Source organism: Streptomyces sp. DSM 42067 (genome assembly GCF_055792885.1).
This window is the reverse complement of the sequence record NZ_CM147706.1, coordinates 6073582-6093270: the sequence shown is the minus strand read 5'-3', so window position 1 is coordinate 6093270 and position 19689 is coordinate 6073582. Positions and strand designations below refer to the sequence as shown.

17 protein-coding genes are annotated in these 19689 nt (G+C 70.6%); 12 read left to right on the top strand and 5 right to left on the bottom strand.

Annotation, left to right across the window (positions count from 1 at the left end; translation table 11 throughout):
- Positions 1–240 precede the first annotated feature (240 nt).
- The gene (locus ACSMXV_RS27855; protein ID WP_473173946.1) at positions 241–1026 is read left to right on the top strand and encodes a protein phosphatase 2C domain-containing protein; all 786 of its coding nucleotides are present in this window, start codon (positions 241–243) and stop codon (positions 1024–1026) included.
- Between the two features lie 54 nt (positions 1027–1080).
- Here ACSMXV_RS27855 and ACSMXV_RS27850 read toward each other — a convergent pair whose 3' ends face one another.
- Entirely contained in the window at positions 1081–1596 is a 516-nt protein-coding gene (locus ACSMXV_RS27850; protein ID WP_473173945.1) for a MarR family winged helix-turn-helix transcriptional regulator, read from the bottom strand.
- 296 nt (positions 1597–1892) lie between these two features.
- On the opposite strand from ACSMXV_RS27850, the gene ACSMXV_RS27845 reads away from it, so the two are divergent.
- Entirely contained in the window at positions 1893–2753 is an 861-nt protein-coding gene (locus ACSMXV_RS27845; RefSeq protein ID WP_473173944.1) for a lysozyme, read from the top strand.
- 139 nt (positions 2754–2892) lie between these two features.
- Here ACSMXV_RS27845 and lon read toward each other — a convergent pair whose 3' ends face one another.
- Positions 2893–5310 carry an endopeptidase La gene (gene lon, locus ACSMXV_RS27840; RefSeq protein ID WP_473173943.1) on the bottom strand — a complete coding sequence of 806 codons (2418 nt, stop codon included), beginning with the start codon at positions 5308–5310 and terminating at the stop codon, positions 2893–2895.
- 255 nt (positions 5311–5565) lie between these two features.
- On the opposite strand from lon, the gene ACSMXV_RS27835 reads away from it, so the two are divergent.
- The 8 genes from ACSMXV_RS27835 to ACSMXV_RS27800 all read left to right on the top strand — a co-directional run bounded on the left by ACSMXV_RS27835 (position 5566) and on the right by ACSMXV_RS27800 (position 15571).
- Positions 5566–6285, top strand: a complete 720-nt coding sequence (locus tag ACSMXV_RS27835) for a Type 1 glutamine amidotransferase-like domain-containing protein (protein WP_473173942.1) — start codon at positions 5566–5568, stop codon at positions 6283–6285.
- 125 nt (positions 6286–6410) lie between these two features.
- Complete coding sequence (locus ACSMXV_RS27830) at positions 6411–7160, top strand: SAM-dependent methyltransferase (RefSeq protein WP_473173941.1); 750 nt, start codon at positions 6411–6413, stop codon at positions 7158–7160.
- Positions 7157–8341, top strand: a complete 1185-nt coding sequence (locus ACSMXV_RS27825; RefSeq protein WP_473173940.1) for a DUF3626 domain-containing protein — start codon at positions 7157–7159, stop codon at positions 8339–8341. Before ACSMXV_RS27830 ends, ACSMXV_RS27825 begins: the two co-directional genes overlap by 4 nt.
- Before the next feature lie 68 nt (positions 8342–8409).
- Positions 8410–9102, top strand: a complete 693-nt coding sequence (locus tag ACSMXV_RS27820; protein ID WP_473173939.1) for a spermidine synthase — start codon at positions 8410–8412, stop codon at positions 9100–9102.
- 114 nt (positions 9103–9216) lie between these two features.
- A complete protein-coding gene (locus ACSMXV_RS27815; protein WP_473173938.1) occupies positions 9217–9960 on the top strand; it encodes a response regulator transcription factor in 744 nt (247 codons plus the stop codon).
- On the top strand, positions 9957–11177 hold the full coding sequence (locus tag ACSMXV_RS27810; protein ID WP_473173937.1) for a HAMP domain-containing sensor histidine kinase: 1221 nt from the start codon (positions 9957–9959) through the stop codon (positions 11175–11177). The genes ACSMXV_RS27815 and ACSMXV_RS27810 overlap by 4 nt, the downstream gene beginning before the upstream one ends.
- 258 nt (positions 11178–11435) lie before the next feature.
- A complete protein-coding gene (locus tag ACSMXV_RS27805; protein WP_473173936.1) occupies positions 11436–15251 on the top strand; it encodes a multifunctional oxoglutarate decarboxylase/oxoglutarate dehydrogenase thiamine pyrophosphate-binding subunit/dihydrolipoyllysine-residue succinyltransferase subunit in 3816 nt (1271 codons plus the stop codon).
- A 140-nt stretch (positions 15252–15391) separates the two neighbouring features.
- The gene (locus tag ACSMXV_RS27800; RefSeq protein WP_028420339.1) at positions 15392–15571 is read left to right on the top strand and encodes a DUF6104 family protein; all 180 of its coding nucleotides are present in this window, start codon (positions 15392–15394) and stop codon (positions 15569–15571) included.
- 31 nt (positions 15572–15602) lie between these two features.
- Here ACSMXV_RS27800 and ACSMXV_RS27795 read toward each other — a convergent pair whose 3' ends face one another.
- Positions 15603–16448, bottom strand: coding sequence for a hypothetical protein (locus ACSMXV_RS27795; protein ID WP_473173935.1), 846 nt, complete (start codon positions 16446–16448; stop codon positions 15603–15605).
- A 215-nt stretch (positions 16449–16663) separates the two neighbouring features.
- Here ACSMXV_RS27795 and ACSMXV_RS27790 point away from each other — a divergent pair, with 215 nt between their 5' ends.
- Positions 16664–17632 carry a DUF4097 family beta strand repeat-containing protein gene (locus ACSMXV_RS27790; protein ID WP_473173934.1) on the top strand — a complete coding sequence of 323 codons (969 nt, stop codon included), beginning with the start codon at positions 16664–16666 and terminating at the stop codon, positions 17630–17632.
- Position 17633: 1 nt separating this feature from the next.
- Positions 17634–18710, top strand: a complete 1077-nt coding sequence (locus tag ACSMXV_RS27785) for a PadR family transcriptional regulator (protein ID WP_473173933.1) — start codon at positions 17634–17636, stop codon at positions 18708–18710.
- A 176-nt stretch (positions 18711–18886) separates the two neighbouring features.
- Here the strand turns inward: ACSMXV_RS27785 and ACSMXV_RS27780 are convergent, their stop codons facing one another.
- The gene (locus ACSMXV_RS27780) at positions 18887–19456 is read right to left on the bottom strand and encodes a Clp protease N-terminal domain-containing protein (RefSeq protein WP_473173932.1); all 570 of its coding nucleotides are present in this window, start codon (positions 19454–19456) and stop codon (positions 18887–18889) included.
- Entirely contained in the window at positions 19456–19665 is a 210-nt protein-coding gene (locus ACSMXV_RS27775) for a helix-turn-helix domain-containing protein (RefSeq protein WP_003997975.1), read from the bottom strand. Before ACSMXV_RS27775 ends, ACSMXV_RS27780 begins: the two co-directional genes overlap by 1 nt.
- Positions 19666–19689 lie beyond the last annotated feature (24 nt).

The following is a 19689-nucleotide window of genomic DNA, read 5'->3' as shown; positions in this document are numbered from 1 at the left end:
CACCCGAAGGAGTGAACATCGGCGGGGAGTTGGTGGGCAAGTTCCGACGGCACGCGCACATCCCGTGCACGCAGCCAGGGGTGGACGTCTCCTCCGCCCTTTGGCAGGATGCCCCGCCACAGCCTAGGCGGAGTGGACTATTCCGGTCGAAATCAGGCGGCTGACCTGGTACTACGCGGCACGTTCCGGACGTTCACCGGGAGTTGCGGATCCTGTGAAGACCTCGTGCAGACTGGCCGAATGCGTATCGAACTCGCAACGGCCCCAGGTACCCCTGCCCGACCCAATGAGGACTATGCATCGGTGGCGGTTCCGGCCTCAGGACAGGGTGGTTCGCTCGTCCTGCTCGACGGCGTGACACCCCCGCCGGATGGGACGGGCTGTCTGCACTCCGTTCCCTGGTTCACGGCGCGACTCGGCGGTGCTCTAGGTGAACTGTCCGTTTCGCGAAGCGATTTCACGCTGCAGGAGATACTTTCTGAGGCAATCCGGCGCACCGCCGGAGCCCACCGGGAAACCTGTGACCTTTCTCACCCGCGGACGCCGCAGGCGACCGTTGTGGTGGCGCGCTGGGACGCCGAGCAGTTCGAGTACCTGGTGCTCTCCGACTCCGCCCTGCTCATCGAAGGCCGGGACGGCACGGTCCGCGCCGTCCTGGACGACCGCCTGTCGCGGCTGCCGCGCTCCTCGCTCGCCTCGGCCGCGGTCGCCGACGCGACGGTACGCAACAAGGAGGGCGGCTTCTTCACCGCGGCCGCCGACCCGTCCGTATCCGCGCATGCCGTGACCGGAGCGCTGCCGCGGTCGCGGGTACGAGCGGTGGCCGCGCTCACGGACGGGGCCACGCGCTGGGTTGAGAAGTTCCGGGAGGGCGACTGGAACGACTGCTTCGCGTTCGTCCGCAAGGAGGGCCCTCAGGCGCTCATCGACCGGGTCCGCGCTCTGGAGACGGCGGACACGGAGCGGCGGTTCCTGGGCCGCGGCAAGAGACACGACGACGCGGCGGTGGTGTACGCCGAGCTGTGAGCCCCCGTGGGGCGACGGGTCCGCGGACGCCAGGTGCGCCCGTATGGATGATCGCTAGCCCTCGGCGCCCGCGTTCAGCTGGTGGAGGAGGCGGGCCAGCTCCGCCACCTCCTTGCGGTCCCAGTTCGCGAGCTGGCGGACGTAGCGGGCGCGGCGGGCGTCCCGGACCGTGCGGAAGCGGACGCGTCCCTCGTCGGTGAGGTGCACGAGCCAGGCGCGCCCGTCGGCGGGGTCGGGCTCGCGGGCGACGAGCCCGAGTTCCTCGAGCGCGCGCAGCTGCCGGCTCATAGTGGCCTTTCCGACGCCGATGTACGCGGCGAGTTCGGTGGCCCGCTGCTGCCCGCATTCCTCAAGCCGTACGAGGAGGCCGTACGCGGCGGGTTCGAGGTCCGGGTGGACCTCGCGGGCCATCTCGCCGGACGAGGCCCGGGCGCGGCGCAGAAAGAGCGTCAACTCGCGTTCCAGCGAGAGGAATTCGCGGTCCACACCTTTTTCCGGCGCTTCGGATTCGGTCGCGCGTGCCGCGTCCTTTCCGGCGTCGTTCCCGTCCTCGTGCACGTCAGCACCCATGCCCCGGTTTCCCCGACTCTGAAAGTTTCCGTCCATGCGCGGCCATTGCCGCAGCTCGGCCAGTATTTCGCAGGATTAGACCAACGGCAGACGCCAGGCCCTCTTCCCTCCCCGATATCTACGTGCGTAGAGTCCCTCTCGTCACACACAGTCTGGCATGTGCACGCCATCGCCGAGTCGACGAGGCCTTGGGCGAGGACGGGCGGGACTCTGTCGCCCTGACGGCGTGCAGGCACAGCGGCACCTTCCCCCACCTTTGAGCTCCACCGAGCTCACCGAGGCCTTCGGAGGCACGTATGCCCGTGCACAGATCCACGCACCGCCCCCACCCCTCGCGCCGCCCGGGCCTCTCGGCGGCCGGAATCCTGCTCGCGGCACTCTCCCTGCTGCTCACGCTGCCGTTCGCGGCGCAGGCGGCCGGCACCGGTGGCACCGCCGCCGCGGACATCCCGGCGCGGGGCTCGGCCTACATGGGCATGGGCGTCGTCGAGCACGACGGCCAGGGCGGGCTGCCCCCGGACACCCGCGCCGTCCAGACGGAGGGCGTCGACGTCAGCAGCCACCAGGGCAACGTCGCCTGGTCGACGCTCTGGAGCAGCGGCGTGAAGTGGGCCTACGTCAAGGCCACGGAAGGCACGTACTACAAGAACACCTACTTCACGCAGCAGTACAACGGCTCGTACAACGTCGGGATGATCCGCGGTTCGTACCACTTCGCGACCCCCGACACGACGAGCGGCGCCACCCAGGCCAACTACTTCGTGGACAACGGCGGCGGCTGGTCCAGGGACGGCAAGACACTGCCGGGCGCGCTGGACATCGAGTGGAACCCGTACGGGGCGGACTGCTACGGCAAGACGCAGAGCGGCATGGTCAGCTGGATCAAGAGCTTCCTGGACCAGTACAAGGCGCGCACCGGGCGGGACGCGGTGATCTACACCTCCACGAGCTGGTGGACGCTGTGCACGGGCAACTACAGCGGTTTCGCGTCGACCAACCCGCTGTGGATCGCCCGCTACAACACGACGGTCGGCACACTGCCTGCCGGGTGGAGCTACTACACGATGTGGCAGTACACGTCGACGGGCCCGACGGTCGGCGACCACAACAAGTTCAACGGGGCGCTGGACCGGGTGCAGGCACTGGCCAACGGCTGATCTGTACGTACGCGGGCTGATCGCTACGTAAGCCGAGTGCGTACGCGCGGGCCCGGGACCCACGGGGAGTCCCGGGCCTTTGCCTCCCGGTCGCGGCCGTCACCCCGCGACCGGAATCTCCGTCACGACGCGATCTCCGTCAGGCCGCGAGCGGCACCTCCGCCGGCGAACCGTTCGTCGCCGGCGACAGCGCCAGCTCCAGCACCTGGCGGACGTCCGTGACCGCGTGGACGTCGAGCTTCTCCAGGACCTCGGCGGGCACGTCGTCCAGGTCGGGCTCGTTCCGCTTCGGGATGACGACCGTCGTGATCCCGGCCCGGTGGGCGGCCAGCAGCTTCTGCTTGACGCCGCCGATGGGCAGGACCCGCCCGGTCAGCGACACCTCACCGGTCATCGCCACGTCCGTACGGACCAGTCGGCCGCTGAGCAGCGACGCGAGGGCCGTCGTCATGGTGACGCCCGCGCTCGGGCCGTCCTTCGGCACCGCGCCCGCCGGGAAGTGGATGTGCACGCCCCGGTCCTTCAGATCGCCGACCGGCAGCTCCAGTTCGGCGCCGTGCGAGCGGAGGAAGGAGAGCGCGATCTGCGCGGACTCCTTCATGACGTCGCCGAGCTGGCCGGTGAGGGTCAGTCCGGCCGCGCCCGTCTCCGGGTCGGCGAGCGACGCCTCGACGTAGAGCACGTCGCCGCCCGCGCCCGTGACGGCAAGCCCGGTGGCGACACCGGGGACGGCCGTACGCCGCTCGGCCGGGTCCTGCGCGGACTCGGGCACGTGGTGCGGCCGCCCGATCAGCCCGCGGAGGTCGCCCTCCGTGACCGTGAACGGCAGCTTCCGCTCGCCGAGTTCGTGCTGGGCCGCGACCTTGCGCAGCAGCCGGGCGATGGAGCGCTCGAGGTTCCGTACGCCCGCCTCGCGCGTGTACTCACCGGCGAGCCTGCGCAGCGCGCCCTCGTCGATGGTGACCTCGTCCTCGCTGAGCCCGCCTCGCTCCAGCTGGCGCGGCAGCAGGTGGTCCCGGGCGATGACGACCTTCTCGTCCTCGGTGTAGCCGTCGAGCCGGACGAGCTCCATACGGTCGAGCAGCGCCTCCGGGATTGCCTCCAGGACGTTGGCCGTGGCGAGGAAGACGACGTCGCTCAGGTCGAGCTCCACCTCCAGGTAGTGGTCCCGGAAGGTGTGGTTCTGCGCCGGGTCCAGGACTTCGAGCAGCGCGGCCGCGGGATCGCCCCGGAAGTCGGAGCCGACCTTGTCGATCTCGTCGAGCAGGACGACCGGGTTCATGGACCCGGCCTCCTTGATGGCGCGGACGATACGGCCGGGGAGCGCACCCACGTACGTACGCCGGTGACCGCGGATCTCGGCCTCGTCGCGTACGCCGCCGAGGGCGACCCGCACGAACTTCCGCCCCATGGCGTGTGCCACGGACTCGCCGAGCGAGGTCTTTCCGACACCGGGCGGGCCGACGAGCGCGAGAACGGCACCCCCGCGCCGCCCGCCGACCACGCCCAGGCCCCGGTCGGCGCGCCGCTTTCGCACCGCCAGGTATTCGGTGATCCGCTCCTTCACGTCCTCCAGGCCGGCGTGTTCGGCGTCGAGCACGGCCTTGGCGCCCTGGATGTCGTACTGGTCCTCGGTCCGCTCGTGCCACGGGAGCTCGAGCACGGTGTCTAGCCAGGTGCGGATCCAGGAGCCCTCGGGCGACTGGTCGCTCGACCGCTCCAGCTTGTCGACCTCCTTGAGCGCGGCCTCGCGGACCTTCTCGGGAAGGTCGGCGGCCTCCACGCGCGCGCGGTAGTCGTCGGACTCGTCGTCGCCGTCCTCGCCGTTGAGCTCGCGCAGCTCCTTGCGTACGGCTTCGAGCTGGCGCCGCAGGAGGAACTCGCGCTGCTGCTTGTCGACGCCCTCCTGGACGTCCTTGGCGATGGACTCGGCCACGTCCTGCTCGGCGAGGTGCTCGCGCAGCTGCTCGGTGGCGAGTTTCAGGCGCGCGACCGGGTCGGTGGTCTCCAGGAGCTCCACCTTCTGGGCGGTGGTCAGGAACGGTGAGTAGCCGGAGTTGTCCGCGAGCGCCGACACGTCGTCGATCTGCGTCACGCGGTCCACGATCTGCCACGCGCCACGCTTGTTCAGCCAGCTCGTGGCGAGCGCCTTGTACTCCTTCACGAGCTCGGAGACCGCGCCGGGCAGCGGGTCCGGCACGGTCTCGTCGACCTGCAGGCCCTCGACCCACAGCGCCGCACCCGGCCCGGTCGTCCCGGCGCCGATCTGCACCCGCCCGCGGCCGCGGATCAGCGCGCCGGGATCACCGCCGGAGAGCCGCCCGACCTGCTCGACGGTGCCGAGCACACCGGTCGCGGCGTACGTCCCGTCGATGCGTGGAACAAGCAGCACCTTCGGCTTGCTGTCACCACTGGACCGCGCCGCCGCCTGAGCGGCCTCCACCGCGGCTCGTACGTCGGCATCGGTGAGGTCCAGAGGAACCACCATCCCGGGCAGCACGACCTCGTCGTCGAGCGGCAGCACGGGCAGGGTGAGCGGTGTGGACGTCGAAGCCATGATCTCCCCTTCGGCAGTCAAGTTGAGCTGTACAGGCTCAATGCACGTGAGCCCGCAGATGTTCCCCGCACTGTGTTCGCTGCGAGCGATCAAGGCTGCTCACCTGGTCAGCTGGGGTGTGGGCCGGTAAGGAGCCCGCACGAAGGGGGTACAGGGCCGATACGAAGACGTCCGGTGCCCAAGGGCCCGTAATTCCTGCGACAGGCAGGGCCGGCTGCGCCAGGATGCCGGGATGGACTACCGCGGTATCGACCGATGACCCCCGTCCGGAAGATCGTGCTGCTCGGCGGCGGGTTCTCCGATGACTCGGACTCGGTGCTCGACGACTTCGTTCTGAGTCATGCGAAGGGCACGCGCCCGAAGGTCTGCTTCCTGCCCACGGCGAGCGGTGACGCAGACGGCTACATCGAACGCTTCTACACCGCGTTCGCGGGACGCCAGGACTGCGAGCCCCTCCATCTCCCGCTGTTCCGGCGCACCCACGAGGATCTCCGCGCGTGCCTGCTGAGCCAGGACATCGTTTACGTCGGTGGCGGCAACACCGTGAACATGCTCGCCGTGTGGCGAGAGCACGGCGTGGACGACATCCTGCGCGAGGCATACGCGAACGGAACGCTGCTCTGCGGGATCAGCGCCGGGGCGGCCTGCTGGTTCGAGGCATGCCTCACGGACTCCTTCGGCCCACTCGCACCGTTGCGCGGCGGACTGGGGCTACTGCCGGGCAGCATGTGCCCGCACTACAACAGCGAGGCCGGCCGCAGACAGGCATATCTTTCCGCCGTGGCGAGCGAGGCGCTGCCCGGCGGCTGGGCGCTGGACGACGGCGTTGCCGCCCTCTTCGTCGAAGGCGACCTTGCCGACGTCGTCACGAGAACACCGGACGCCGCGCTCCACCGGGTCGCCCGAGACGGCAGCGTCTCGACCGGGCCCACGCCGGAAACCACTGAAACCCGACTCACCGCCCGATCCCTGTGACGGCAACGTCATGAACCCGGAACGCGCCGCCACGACCGTGCACGGGCATCGCCTCTCCTACCTCGACTTCGGCGGCCCGGTTAATTCCCGAGACAGGCAGGGCCGGTCACCGCCACGATGCCCGGATGGACCGGCAGACGATCAGCGCACTCGCCCACGGCGACCACCCGACAGCGGCACCCCTGAGCGATGCCTCCGTGGCACGGCTTCTGGAACGGGCGCTCCCGCGCGCGGCCGGGCGTCTGCTCGACCTCGGCTGCGGCTCCGGCGAGTGGCTGCTGCGGGCCCTGGACGGGCGGCCAGGGCTGCGGGCCGACGGAGTCGACCTCGCCGCCGCGTCCCTGGAGAGCGCCCGGGCGGCCGCCGAGCGGTACGGCATCGGCGACCGGCTCACCCTCCACCACCAGGACGCGACGGAGTTCACCGCCTCCCACGCGTACGACCTGGTCCTCAGCGTCGGCGCCGCCCACGCCTTCGGCGGACTGCTGCCCACCCTCCGGGCCGCCCGCGGGCATCTCGCCCCGGGCGGCAGCGTCCTCGTCGGGGACGGCTTCTGGGAGCGGGAGCCGGACCGGGCGACGCTCGACGCCGGTTTCGCCGCCGACGAGTTCGCCGACCTCGCCACAACCGTCGACCGAGTCGTGGCGGACGGCTGGCTCCCGGTGTACGGGCACGTCAGCACTCTCGAGGAGTGGGACGAGTACGAGTGGTCCTGGACCGGGACCCTGATCCGCTGGGCCCTGGACCACCCGGACGACCCGGGACACGACGACGCCCTGAAGGCGGCTGCCACCCACCGCGAGGCATGGTTGCGCGGCTACCGCGGCACCCTCGGCTTCGTGACGCTCGTGCTGCGCAGGGCCACGGACACATGAGGCCGCTGACGACGGCTCAGGCTGCGGCCCTGCACCACGTACGGGTCGCGGCCCGCGTACGCCACGCGAACGCGGTGGCGCGCATCGCCGACGCCACCGGTATGGCAGCAACCGTCCCCTCCCCCATGCCCTCCGCCATGGGAGCAACTACCGCCTCAGCCACCGCAGTCGACACCGACACACGCAGCACCCCCGCCGCCCCGGCCACCGCCACCCACCTCGAGCACCACGTCGGGGAACTCACCTCCCTCGTACGCGACCACGCGCGCGTGACGCTCAATTTCCACCCCGACCGGCTGCTCGCAGACGGCCGCACCGTGGCCGAGTCCCTCTGCGCGGACGGGCGTTACCGCAGCCAGTACGAGACGGGCCTGTCCAACGGCAGCCGCACCGCGTATCCCGGCGGGGACCGGGACGGATGGGAGGAGCGGCTGTTCGGCGGGGCGTATCACGCGCCGGGCGTCACCGCAGGCGAGCGGCCCAGGTACGGCGGGCTCAACCTGATGAAGCACCCCGATGGTGCGTGCCCGCGCTACGGCTCCTGCCATGTGCGACTGCGCCCCGCCGTACACACCCGCGCCACCTACTGCTTTGGCGACAGCCACGTAGGCCCGGACGACATCGGCACCATCGACGCCTTCGCACCGGTACTCGCCGGGCTGTGCGAGACGGCACGCGACACCCGCCGGATCCTCGGCGTCACCGGCGCCGACCCGGTGGCGGTCGTGCACGAACTGCCGGGCCCTGACCGCCCCGTACGGAACGGTCGGGCGCTGGACGAGTACATCGAAGTGCAGGTCCACGGCCCCGTCGACCTGCACCTCGACGCGGAAGCCCTGGTTCTGGACCCGTCCTTCCGCCGTACACGGACCGGCGCGCTGTTGTTGGAGGCCGCGGGGCACCACGGGATCGCGGTCGAGTGGCACGAGGGCTTCCGTCTGCGGGCGGAGGACCTGGACGACGAGTTCCGCGGACCGGTCATGCGCCCGCTCGCCCTCCACGTCTGCGCCGAGTTCGCGGGCCCGGACGGACTGCTGGACGCACAGGTCCTGGGACGCGCCGCGGCCTCCGTCGTCACCACGCCGCGGAAATGGGCGCAGTGGGGCACACAGGACGAAGTGCTGCAGTACGTCAAGCAGCTGTGGCACTGCCTGGTGTGGTTCGGCGAGCCCGACCGGTGACCCACACCGCCGGGTGGACGGGTCGCAAAGAAGTGGCCGTCCAGGGGCGGCCCGACCAGGATGGGACCATGCCCACGTCGTACAACACCTCTGCCCCGGAAGGCCCCGTAGTCCTGGACCGACGGTCCGGACCCCACGGCGAGGTGGTCCTCCGTCGCCACGGCGACCTGCTGCAGATCATCGCCAACGGCTGCTTTCTCATGGACACATCGGACGGCCGCTCCGAGCGCCGCCTCGTGGACGCGGCGCTGAACGCGCTGAACGGCCGCCCCGCGCCGACCGTCCTCATCGGCGGCCTCGGCGTCGGCTTCTCGCTCGCCCATGCGGCGCAGAACCGGCGCTGGAAGCGCATCGTGGTCGTCGAGCGCGAGCAGGCGGTCATCGACTGGCACCGCGCGGGCCCGCTGTCGCAGGTCTCCGCCGAGGCGCTGGCCGATCCCCGTACGGAGATCGTGCATGCCGACCTCGTCACATTCGTACACGAGTCGGAAGAGACGTACGACGCACTGTGCCTGGACATCGACAACGGCCCCGGCTGGACCGTGACCGAGGACAATGAGGGCCTCTACTCCCCTGCCGGGCTCGCGGCATGCCGCGAGCGGCTCACGCCGGGCGGTGTGCTTGCGGTGTGGTCCGCCCAGCCGTCGTCACTTTTCGAAGAATCCTTGCGGAATGCCCAGTTCCAAGGGGTCCGTACCGAAGAGGTCCCTGTTGCCCGGGGCGTTCCGGACGTAGTCCATCTTGCAACCAGGGCTGAATAGCCGAGGCACGGTCACTGCCCGTACGCTGCTGACCGACGTGCAGATCATTCACGCGTCAACCGCAGTAATGGGATCACCCCACGGATTCCGGAAAGCACAGTCAGGGGCGGGGCGATGGAGCAGACGACACAGACCTCCCACAACGGCACCGCGGCGGCCACGCCGGGTGCCCAGCGCCGGGTGCTGGTGGTCGAGGACGACCCGACGATCGTCGACGCCATCTCCGCGCGGCTGCGAGCCGAGGGATTCCTCGTGCAAACAGCGGGCGACGGACCGGCGGCCGTCGACACGGCCGAGGCATGGCAACCCGATCTGCTGATCCTCGATGTGATGCTGCCCGGCTTCGACGGCCTCGAGGTGTGCCGCCGGGTGCAGGCACAGCGGCCGGTCCCGGTGCTGATGCTGACCGCTCGTGACGACGAGACCGACATGCTGGTCGGGCTCGGTGTCGGCGCGGACGACTACATGACCAAGCCGTTCTCGATGCGCGAGCTGGCGGCCCGGGTGCACGTCCTGCTGCGCCGCGTGGAGCGGGCCGCGCTCGCCGCGACCACCCCGCGCAGCGGCATACTGCGCCTCGGCGAGCTGGAGATCGACCACGCCCAGCGCCGGGTGCGGGTGCGCAGTGAGGACGTCCATCTGACGCCCACCGAGTTCGACCTTCTGGTGTGCCTCGCGAACACACCGCGCGCCGTGCTCTCCCGCGAGCAACTGCTGGCGGAGGTGTGGGACTGGGCGGACGCCTCCGGCACCCGGACCGTCGACAGCCACATCAAGGCGCTGCGGCGCAAGATCGGCGCCGAGCGGATCCGCACGGTCCACGGCGTCGGGTACGCGCTGGAGACGCCTACGCCATGAGCGCGTCGGCAGGGCTGCCGGGGGCGGGCGGGGGCGCGGGCAGGGATCCGGACCGGCCCGGAGGAACCTCGCGCCCGTACGAGGAGCCCTCGCACCCGCACGCGGAGCCCTGGCGCCGGCCGGCGCGCCGTGGCGCAGGCCCCGTGGGCTCGCTGCGGCCGTTCTCGATCAAGACGAAGCTCGGCACCCTGGTCGTCGTCTCCGTCTTCATCACCACCGGCCTGCTGATGGTCGCGGTGCGCACCGAGACGGAGCTGCGTTTCATCACGGTCTTCTCGGTGATAGCGACCCTGCTGATCACCCAGTTCGTGGCGCACTCCCTCACCGCCCCGCTCGACGAGATGAACACCGTGGCCCGGGCCATCTCGCACGGCGACTACACACGGCGCGTGAGCGGCGCCGACCGGCGTGACGAGCTCGGCGACCTGGCCTCCACGATCAACCGCATGGCCGACGACCTGGAGGCCCAGGACCAGCAGCGCAAGGAGCTCGTCGCCAACGTCTCGCACGAGCTGCGCACCCCCATCGCGGCCCTGCGCGCGGTCCTGGAGAACGTCGTCGACGGCGTCTCGTCCGCCGACCCCGAGACGATGCGCACGGCGCTGAAGCAGACCGAGCGCCTGGGCCGCCTCGTCGAGACGCTGCTGGACCTGTCACGCCTTGACAACGGCGTCGTACCGCTGAAGGCGCGACGCTTCGAGGTGTGGCCCTACCTGTCTGGCGTGCTGAAGGAGGCCAACATGATCGCCTCGCAGCGCGCGGGCATCGCCTCGGGCTCCGGCAGCCACACCCGTACGGACGTCCATCTGCACCTGGACGTGTCGCCGCCCGAGCTGACGGCGCACGCGGACCCGGAGCGGATCCACCAGGTCGTGGCCAACCTGATCGACAACGCGGTCAAGCACAGCCCGCCGCACGGCCGGGTGACGCTGCGGGCGCGGCGCGGCCCGTACCCGGAGTCGCTGGACCTGGAGGTGCTGGACGAGGGTCCGGGCATCCCGCGGTCGGAGTGGCACCGGGTCTTCGAGCGGTTCAACCGCGGCAGGTACTCCCACGCGGCCTCGAAGGGGCCGGGCAGCGACGGCGGTACGGGCCTGGGCCTGGCCATCGCCCGCTGGGCCGTGGACCTCCACGGGGGCTCGATCGGCGTGGCCGAATCCACTCGCGGCTGCCGGATCCAGGTCACACTTCCGGGTCTGCCCCATCCGCAAAGTTGACGTAAAGTTCGAGTAGGCGGGGTCCCGAGGGGGCTCGACCGTGTGTCGGCGTACCCGCATAGGGGCACGTCCGTACGTCGGCGTACCCGCACATAGCGAAACCACGCTTGTTTCCCGCCATTTCAAGCGCCGAAACACGGTTTTCGATGTGACTTACACGACGGATCACCGGCCCGGCCTGCACCTCTCGGCGATGGAGGCGTAGCCTTTATTCCCGCTGTCCATCACCTTGTGAAGCGGAAGAGGGCGGTTGCCGCCGTGTCGCCACAGTCCCCCAGTAACTCGAGCATCTCCACCGAGACCGACCAAGCCGGGAAGAACCCAGCTGCCGCGTTCGGTGCCAACGAGTGGCTCGTCGACGAGATTTATCAGCAGTACCTCCAGGACCCGAATTCGGTAGACCGCGCCTGGTGGGACTTCTTCGCCGACTACAAGCCGGGTGGCGGCGCCGCCACCACGGCGAAGCCGGACGGTGCTGCTGTAGCGGGGGCCCCGGGCACCACCGCCGAGGCCCCTGCCGCGCCGAGCGCTCCCGCAGCCGCTCCGGCGCCCGCCGCCCCGGCAGCTCCGAGCGCCGCCGCTCCTGCGGCCCCGAAGCCCGCTGCCGCTCCGGCCCCGGCCCCCGCGGCGAAGCCCGCCGCCGCTCCCGCTGCCAAGCCGGCCGCGGCGCAGCCCGCCGCCAAGGCCGCGCCCGCCGAGGCGCCCGCAGCCGCCGAGTACGTGACGCTGCGCGGCCCCTCCGCCGCCGTCGCGAAGAACATGAACGCCTCCCTGGAGCTGCCGACGGCCACGTCCGTCCGCGCGGTCCCGGTGAAGCTGCTCTTCGACAACCGCATCGTCATCAACAACCACCTCAAGCGCGCCCGGGGCGGGAAGATCTCCTTCACCCACCTCATCGGGTACGCGATGGTGCAGGCCATCAAGGCCATGCCGTCGATGAACTACTCGTTCGGCGAGAAGGACGGCAAGCCGACCCTGGTCAAGCCGCCGCACGTCAACCTCGGCCTCGCCATCGACCTGGTGAAGCCGAACGGCGACCGCCAGCTGGTCGTCGCGGCCATCAAGAAGGCCGAGACGCTGAACTTCTTCGAGTTCTGGCAGGCCTACGAGGACATCGTCCGCCGCGCCCGCGACGGCAAGCTGACGATGGACGACTTCACCGGCGTCACGGTCTCCCTGACCAACCCGGGCGGCCTCGGCACCGTGCACTCCGTGCCGCGTCTGATGCCGGGCCAGTCGGTGATCATGGGCGTCGGCTCGATGGACTATCCGGCCGAGTTCCAGGGCACATCGCAGGACACCCTGAACCAGCTGGGCATCTCCAAGGTCATGACGCTGACCTCGACGTACGACCACCGTGTGATCCAGGGTGCGGCGTCCGGCGAGTTCCTGCGGATCGTCGCGAACCTCCTCCTCGGCGAGAACGGCTTCTACGACGAGATCTTCGAGGCGCTGCGCATCCCGTACGAGCCGGTCCGCTGGTTCAAGGACATCGACGCCTCGCACGACGACGACGTCACCAAGGCCGCCCGCGTCTTCGAGCTGATCCACTCCTACCGGGTCCGCGGCCACCTCATGGCCGACACCGACCCGCTGGAGTACCGCCAGCGCAAGCACCCCGACCTGGACATCACCGAGCACGGGCTCACGCTGTGGGACCTGGAGCGCGAGTTCGCCGTCGGCGGCTTCGCCGGCAAGGCGATGATGACGCTGCGCGACGTCCTCGGCGTCCTGCGCGACTCGTACTGCCGCACCACCGGCATCGAGTACATGCACATCCAGGACCCCAAGCAGCGCAAGTGGATCCAGGACCGCGTGGAGCGCGGCCACACCAAGCCGGAGCGCGAGGAGCAGCTGCGCATCCTGCGCCGGCTGAACGCCGCCGAGGCGTTCGAGACGTTCCTGCAGACGAAGTACGTCGGCCAGAAGCGCTTCTCGCTCGAGGGCGGCGAGTCGGTCATCCCGCTGCTCGACGCGGTCATCGACAGCGCTGCGGAGTCCCGCCTCGACGAGGTCGTCATCGGCATGGCCCACCGCGGCCGCCTGAACGTCCTCGCGAACATCGTCGGCAAGTCGTACGCGCAGATCTTCCGCGAGTTCGAGGGCAACCTCGACCCGAAGTCGATGCACGGCTCCGGCGACGTGAAGTACCACCTGGGCGCCGAGGGCACCTTCACCGGCCTGGACGGCGAGCAGATCAAGGTCTCGCTGACCGCCAACCCCTCGCACCTCGAGGCGGTCGACCCGGTCGTCGAGGGTGTCGCGCGCGCCAAGCAGGACATCATCGGCAAGGGCGGCTCGGACTTCACGGTCCTGCCGGTCGCCCTGCACGGTGACGCGGCCTTCGCGGGCCAGGGCGTCGTGGCCGAGACCCTCAACATGTCGCAGCTGCGCGGCTACCGCACGGGCGGCACGGTCCACATCGTCATCAACAACCAGGTCGGCTTCACGGCCGCGCCGGAGTCCTCGCGCTCGTCGATGTACTCCACCGACGTGGCCCGCATGATCGAGGCGCCGATCTTCCACGTGAACGGCGACGACCCGGAGGCCGTGGTCCGCGTGGCCCGTCTGGCCTTCGAGTTCCGCCAGGCGTTCAACAAGGACGTCGTCATCGACCTCATCTGCTACCGCCGCCGCGGTCACAACGAGGCCGACAACCCGTCCTTCACGCAGCCGCTGATGTACGACCTGATCGACAAGAAGCGCTCGGTGCGCAAGCTGTACACCGAGTCCCTCATCGGTCGCGGCGACATCACGCTGGAAGAGGCCGAGCAGGCGCTGCAGGACTACCAGGGCCAGCTGGAGAAGGTCTTCACGGAGGTCCGCGAGGCCACCTCGCAGCCCGCCGAGGCCCAGGTCCCGGACGCCAAGGCCGAGTTCCCGGTGGCCGTCACCACCGCGATCTCCCAGGAGATCGTGAAGCGGATCGCCGAGTCCCAGGTCAACATCCCCGAGCGGATCACCGTCCACCCGCGTCTGATGCCGCAGCTGCAGCGCCGCGCGACCATGGTCGAGGACGGCACGATCGACTGGGCGATGGGCGAGACCCTGGCGTTCGGTTCGCTGCTGCTCGAGGGCACCCCGGTCCGGCTGTCCGGCCAGGACTCCCGCCGCGGCACGTTCGGCCAGCGCCACGCGGTGCTGGTGGACCGCGAGACGGGCGAGGACTACACCCCGCTGCTGTACCTCTCGGACGACCAGGCGCGCTTCAACGTCTACGACTCGCTCCTGTCCGAGTACGCGGCGATGGGCTTCGAGTACGGCTACTCGCTGGCCCGCCCCGAGGCGCTCGTCCTCTGGGAGGCGCAGTTCGGTGACTTCGTCAACGGCGCGCAGACGGTCGTGGACGAGTTCATCTCGTCGGCCGAGCAGAAGTGGGGCCAGACGTCCGGCGTCACCCTGCTCCTGCCCCACGGCTACGAGGGCCAGGGCCCTGACCACTCCTCGGCCCGCCCGGAGCGCTTCCTGCAGCTCTGCGCCCAGAACAACATGACGGTCGCGATGCCGACCCTCCCGTCGAACTACTTCCACCTCCTGCGGTGGCAGGTGCACAACCCGCACCACAAGCCGCTGGTCGTCTTCACCCCGAAGTCGATGCTGCGCCTCAAGGCAGCGGCCTCGAAGACGGAGGAGTTCACCACGGGCGGCTTCCGTCCCGTCATCGCCGACGCGACTGTCGACCCGGCCGCGGTCCGCAAGGTCGTCTTCTGCGCCGGCAAGGTCTACTACGACCTGGAGGCGGCGCGCGCCAAGCGCGGCGCCACGGACACGGCGATCATCCGCCTCGAGCGCCTGTACCCGCTGCCGGGTGCCGAGCTCCAGGCGGAGATCGCCAAGTACCCGAACGCCGAGAAGTACCTGTGGGCCCAGGAGGAGCCGGCCAACCAGGGTGCCTGGCCGTTCATCGCGCTCAACCTGATCGACCACCTGGACCTCGCCGTCGGCGAGGACATCCCGGCCCGCGAGCGCCTGCGCCGTATCTCGCGCCCGCACGGCTCTTCCCCGGCGGTGGGATCGGCGAAGCGGCACCAGGCCGAGCAGGAGCAGCTGGTGCGGGAGGTCTTCGAGGCCTGAGCCTCGGAGCCTTCGCGTAGGTGACCGACCGGAGGGCCCGGCCCCGAGTTCCTGGACTCGGTGCCGGGCCCTCCGGCGTCTGTACACAGGCGCACCCCATACCCTGTGAGAGAGGAACCCATCCGCATCAGGAGCACGACTTGTACTTCACCGACCGCGGCATCGAGGAACTGGAGAAGCGGCGCGGCGAGGAGGAGATCACCTTCGAGTGGCTCGCCGAGCAGCTGCGTACGTTCGTCGATCTGAACCCCGACTTCGAGGTCCCGGTCGAGCGGCTGGCCACGTGGCTGGCGCGGCTGGACGACGAGGACGACGAGTAGTTTTCCGCTTGCTGCGGGCGTCGGCAGGTGCTCAGTCCCGCGCGGCCATCCGGTCGTACGCGAGTCCGAGCGCCCCGTTGATGAGGAGCAGCGAACCCGCGACGACCCACCCCGCGCTGCGGTGGCGTACGCCCCAGAGGGTGAGTGGCAGGCCCGTTGCCAGCTGGGCCACGGAGAGTGCGCGGGCATTCGGGCCGCGGAGCCAGGGCCCCAGGCGGGTGCCGGCGACCACGTCGAATTCGTCGCGGACGGCATCGCGCCACCCTGGCCATTCGATGTGCTGGACGTCCGGCCGGCTGCGGGCGACCTCTCGCAGGCGGTGGGCAGGCTCGCCGGGGACGAGTCCGGCGGGAAGCGTCAGCCCCGCGCGCGTGAGGACCGTGATCAGGCCGAGCATGCGGGCGCGCGCGTCGGCGTCCGTGTCCGTCTTGGTCAGTTCGACCAGGGACTGCACGTCCAGCACCGGGTCGAGGCCGAGCCGGGCCGCGAAGGTGCGCATCGCCTCGTCCTGGCCGAGCGGCGTGCCGTTCGCCAGCCATTCGTAGCCGACCGTGCGGCGGAATCCCGAGGCGAGGGTGTAGCCGCTGCGGTCGTCGTCCCACCACAGGGCGAGTGCCGGCCAGGGTGCCCCCACGGCGAGCGCTGCGGCCCAGCCGCCGAGTACCCGGTCGACCGGCTCGCCGCCGTGCAGCCATGCTGTGCCCTCCGGAACGAGCACGCTCCACTCCGGCCCCGCATGGGCGAGCAGCATCCGCTCCCGCAGCAGCTGCGCTCCCGGCGCCACCGCGTCGGGTACGGCCCGGCACAGCAGCAGCGCCCCGGCGGCGCCGGCGTGCGCGAGTTCGCTGTCGGAGGCGGCGGAGGTGTCGTGCGACATACCCCCACGCTAGGGCACATAACGACCAATCGGCGTACATGAACGTGCCGGGCGCAGGCCATGGACAGCGGGTTCCCCGGAACGGGTGTCTTGACTTCCCGTAGCCGCGATATATCGTGTGTGTGAGAAGACGCGATATGGCGCGTCGTCCCCTACGTCAGCCTACGGCGCCTCGGCGGCGGGGCGGCGTCGCTCCGCCCGAGGAGGCCGGTCCCATGCCCGAGTGGTCCGTCGCAGAGCCCAAGAAGCTCACGTTCGACGCCCCGGTGACGGCACTGCACGTGCGCATCGTCAACGGCACGGTGAACGTGGTGGGCACCGACGAAGCCGTACTGAACCGCGAGGGGGGCACACGGCTCGAGGTGTCCGAGATAGAGGGCCCTCCCCTGGTCGTCACCCAGGCCGACGGCACCCTCACCGTGGCGTACGAGGACCTGCCGTGGAAGGGCTTCCTCAAGTGGCTCGACCGCAAGGGCTGGCGGCGCAGCGCGGTGGTGTCGCTGGCCGTTCCGACGGGGACGCGCGTCGAGGTGGGCGTCGTCGGAGCCGGAGCGGTCGTCTCCGGAATCGAAGGGTGCACGGAGGTCAAGGGCGTCACCGGTGACACCACACTGCTCGGGCTCGCGGGGAGCACCCGTGCGGACACCGTCTCGGGCAGCGTCGAGGCCCAGGCCGTCAAGGGCGATCTCCGCTTCAACTCCGTGTCCGGCGACCTGACGGTCGTCGAGGGCGCGGGTTCGTGCGTACGAGCCGACTCTGTGAGCGGTTCCATGATCGTGGACCTCGACCCCACCGACCAGCCCACGGATGTCAGCCTCACCAGCGTGTCCGGCGAGATCGCGATCCGCCTGCCGCATCCGGCGGACGCGGAGGTGGAGGCGAACACGGCGAGCGGGACGGTGTCGAACGCCTTCGAGGACCTGCGGGTCAGCGGCCAGTGGGGCGCCAAGAGGATCACCGGCCGGCTGGGGGCGGGCAACGGAAAGCTGAAGGCGACGACGGTGTCGGGCTCGATCGCGTTGCTGCGCAGGCCGCCTGCCGAGGACGAACCGGCCGAGGGGCCCCTGGACGCCCCACCCGCTGACGCCCCGTCCCCTGATGTGCCGTCCCCGACCGTTGACGGTCCCTCCGGCGGCTTCGCCGACAGCTCCACCGACGGCCCGACCGACAAGAAGGTGCTCTGACATGCCTCCCGTCTTCGCCCACGGGCGACTGCGCCTGTATCTGCTGAAGCTGCTGGACGAGGCGCCTCGACACGGCTATGAGGTGATCCGCCTCCTGGAGGAGCGCTTCCAGGGCCTGTACGCGCCTTCGGCGGGCACGGTGTACCCGCGCCTGGCGAAGCTGGAGGCCGAAGGCCTGGTCACCCACACCACGGAGGGCGGCCGCAAGGTCTATGCGATCACGGACGCGGGACGGGACGAACTTGCCGACCGCAGCGGCGAGCTGGCCGATCTGGAGCTGGAGATCCGCGAATCGGTGGCGGAGCTCGCCGCCGAGATCCGCGCCGATGTGAGCGGGGCGGCGGGCGACCTGCGACGCGACATACGGGCGGCGGCGCAGGAGGCCCGCAGCAAGTCACGCGCCGGCGCAGGTGGCAAGGGGTTCCCGGAGGCGTCGGACTTCTTCGACGGGGCGTGGGGCGACACGGAGGCGTGGCGCCAGGCCAAGGAGGAGTTCAAGCGCGCCAAGCAGGAGTGGAAGGAGCAGGCTCGGCGCGCGAAGGACGAGAGTCGCCGGGCCCGCGAGGAGGCTCAGCGGGCACGCCGCCAGGCCAAGGAGGCCCAGGAGAAGGCGCACGCCCAGGCGACGGAGGAGTTCCAGCGCGTCGCCCAGCGCATCCAGGACCAGGTGCAGGACCATTTCGCGCGGGGCGACTGGCCGACAGGGGTGCGGGAGAGTCTCGCCGAACTGGCCAAGGAGTTCGGCGACTTCGGCAAGTACGTCGGGAAGGAGTCCGGCAAGGGCTTCGGCGCCGCGGGCCGCGCAGGCGCCTCGGAGTCACGGCCGGGCGTTCCGGAGCCCGAGTTCCTGGGCGAGCAGGAGGGCTTCCCCGCCGACTTCGAGCCGGGCTGGGCCCATGAGGCCTCGACCGGCAATCCGGCACGCGACCTGGACCGCATCCTGGACCGCTTCCGCGACGACATCCGCGACGCGGCCCGGGACCACGGCGTGACGGAGGAGCAACTCCGCGAGGCCCGCCGTCACTTGTCGACGGCGGCGGCGCATATCGGAGCAGTGCTGCGGACGCCGCGGACGTGACACGACGGCCGGCCACTCCTCGGGGGAGTTGCCGGCCGCCTCATGCCGCCTCATGCCGCCGCAGGCCCGGCGGGGCAGCAGCCGGTATCCGGGCCGACTCCGGTCCGGACTCAGCCGGTATCCGGGCCGACTCCGGTCCGGACTCAGCCGGTATCCGGACCGACTCCGGTCCCGCCTCAGCCCGCCTTCGCCTCTCCCCCTCCGCCCAGCACCCGCTCCACCGCCCCGTAGGTCACGCCATGTTCGGCAAGCACCTCGGCGGCGATGCCGGGACGGGCGGTCAGGGCGAGCAGGATGTGTTCGTCGCCGATGGAGCGGTCGCCGCGGCCGAGCGCGATGCGCAGGGACTTCTCCAGCGTGCTCTTGGCCTCCGGGCCGAAGGGGCGGCGGCCCGTCCGCCGGCCCCGGCCCCTCCGACTCGTGTCGTCGTCCAGCGCACCCACCCCGTGGACTTCCTCGACCCGGGACACGATCGCGGTCACGTCGATGCCCAGCCCTGCGAGCGCGTCCGTGTCGGCCTGCGACAGCCCGCCGCGCCGTCGCGCCTCGGCCAGCGAACGCTCGACGGACTCCCGGCGACCGGTGACACCCAACGAGGCGAGCGCGAACGACGCACGGCTCCCCTCGCGGTCGAGCAGGGCGAGCAACATGTGCTCCTCGCCGACGGAGCCCGCATCCAGCCGCTCGGCATGCTCAACCGCGCCGGTCACCACAGCGCGGGCATGCTTCGTAAACCGCTCGAACATCAGCGCCTCCCGTACTTCTTGTGCACGGCCTGCCTGCTTACGCCGAGCTCCGCGGCGATCTCCTGCCACGACCAGCCCTGATTGCGCGCACTGCGCACCTGAACCGCTTCGAGCTGCTCCAGCAGCCGCCGCAACGCGGCGACGGCCCGCAGCCCGACGCGCGGATCGCGATCACCTGCACGCTCGGCGAGATCCGTTGCTTCGGTCATGACGTCAACCTACGTTGACAAGCC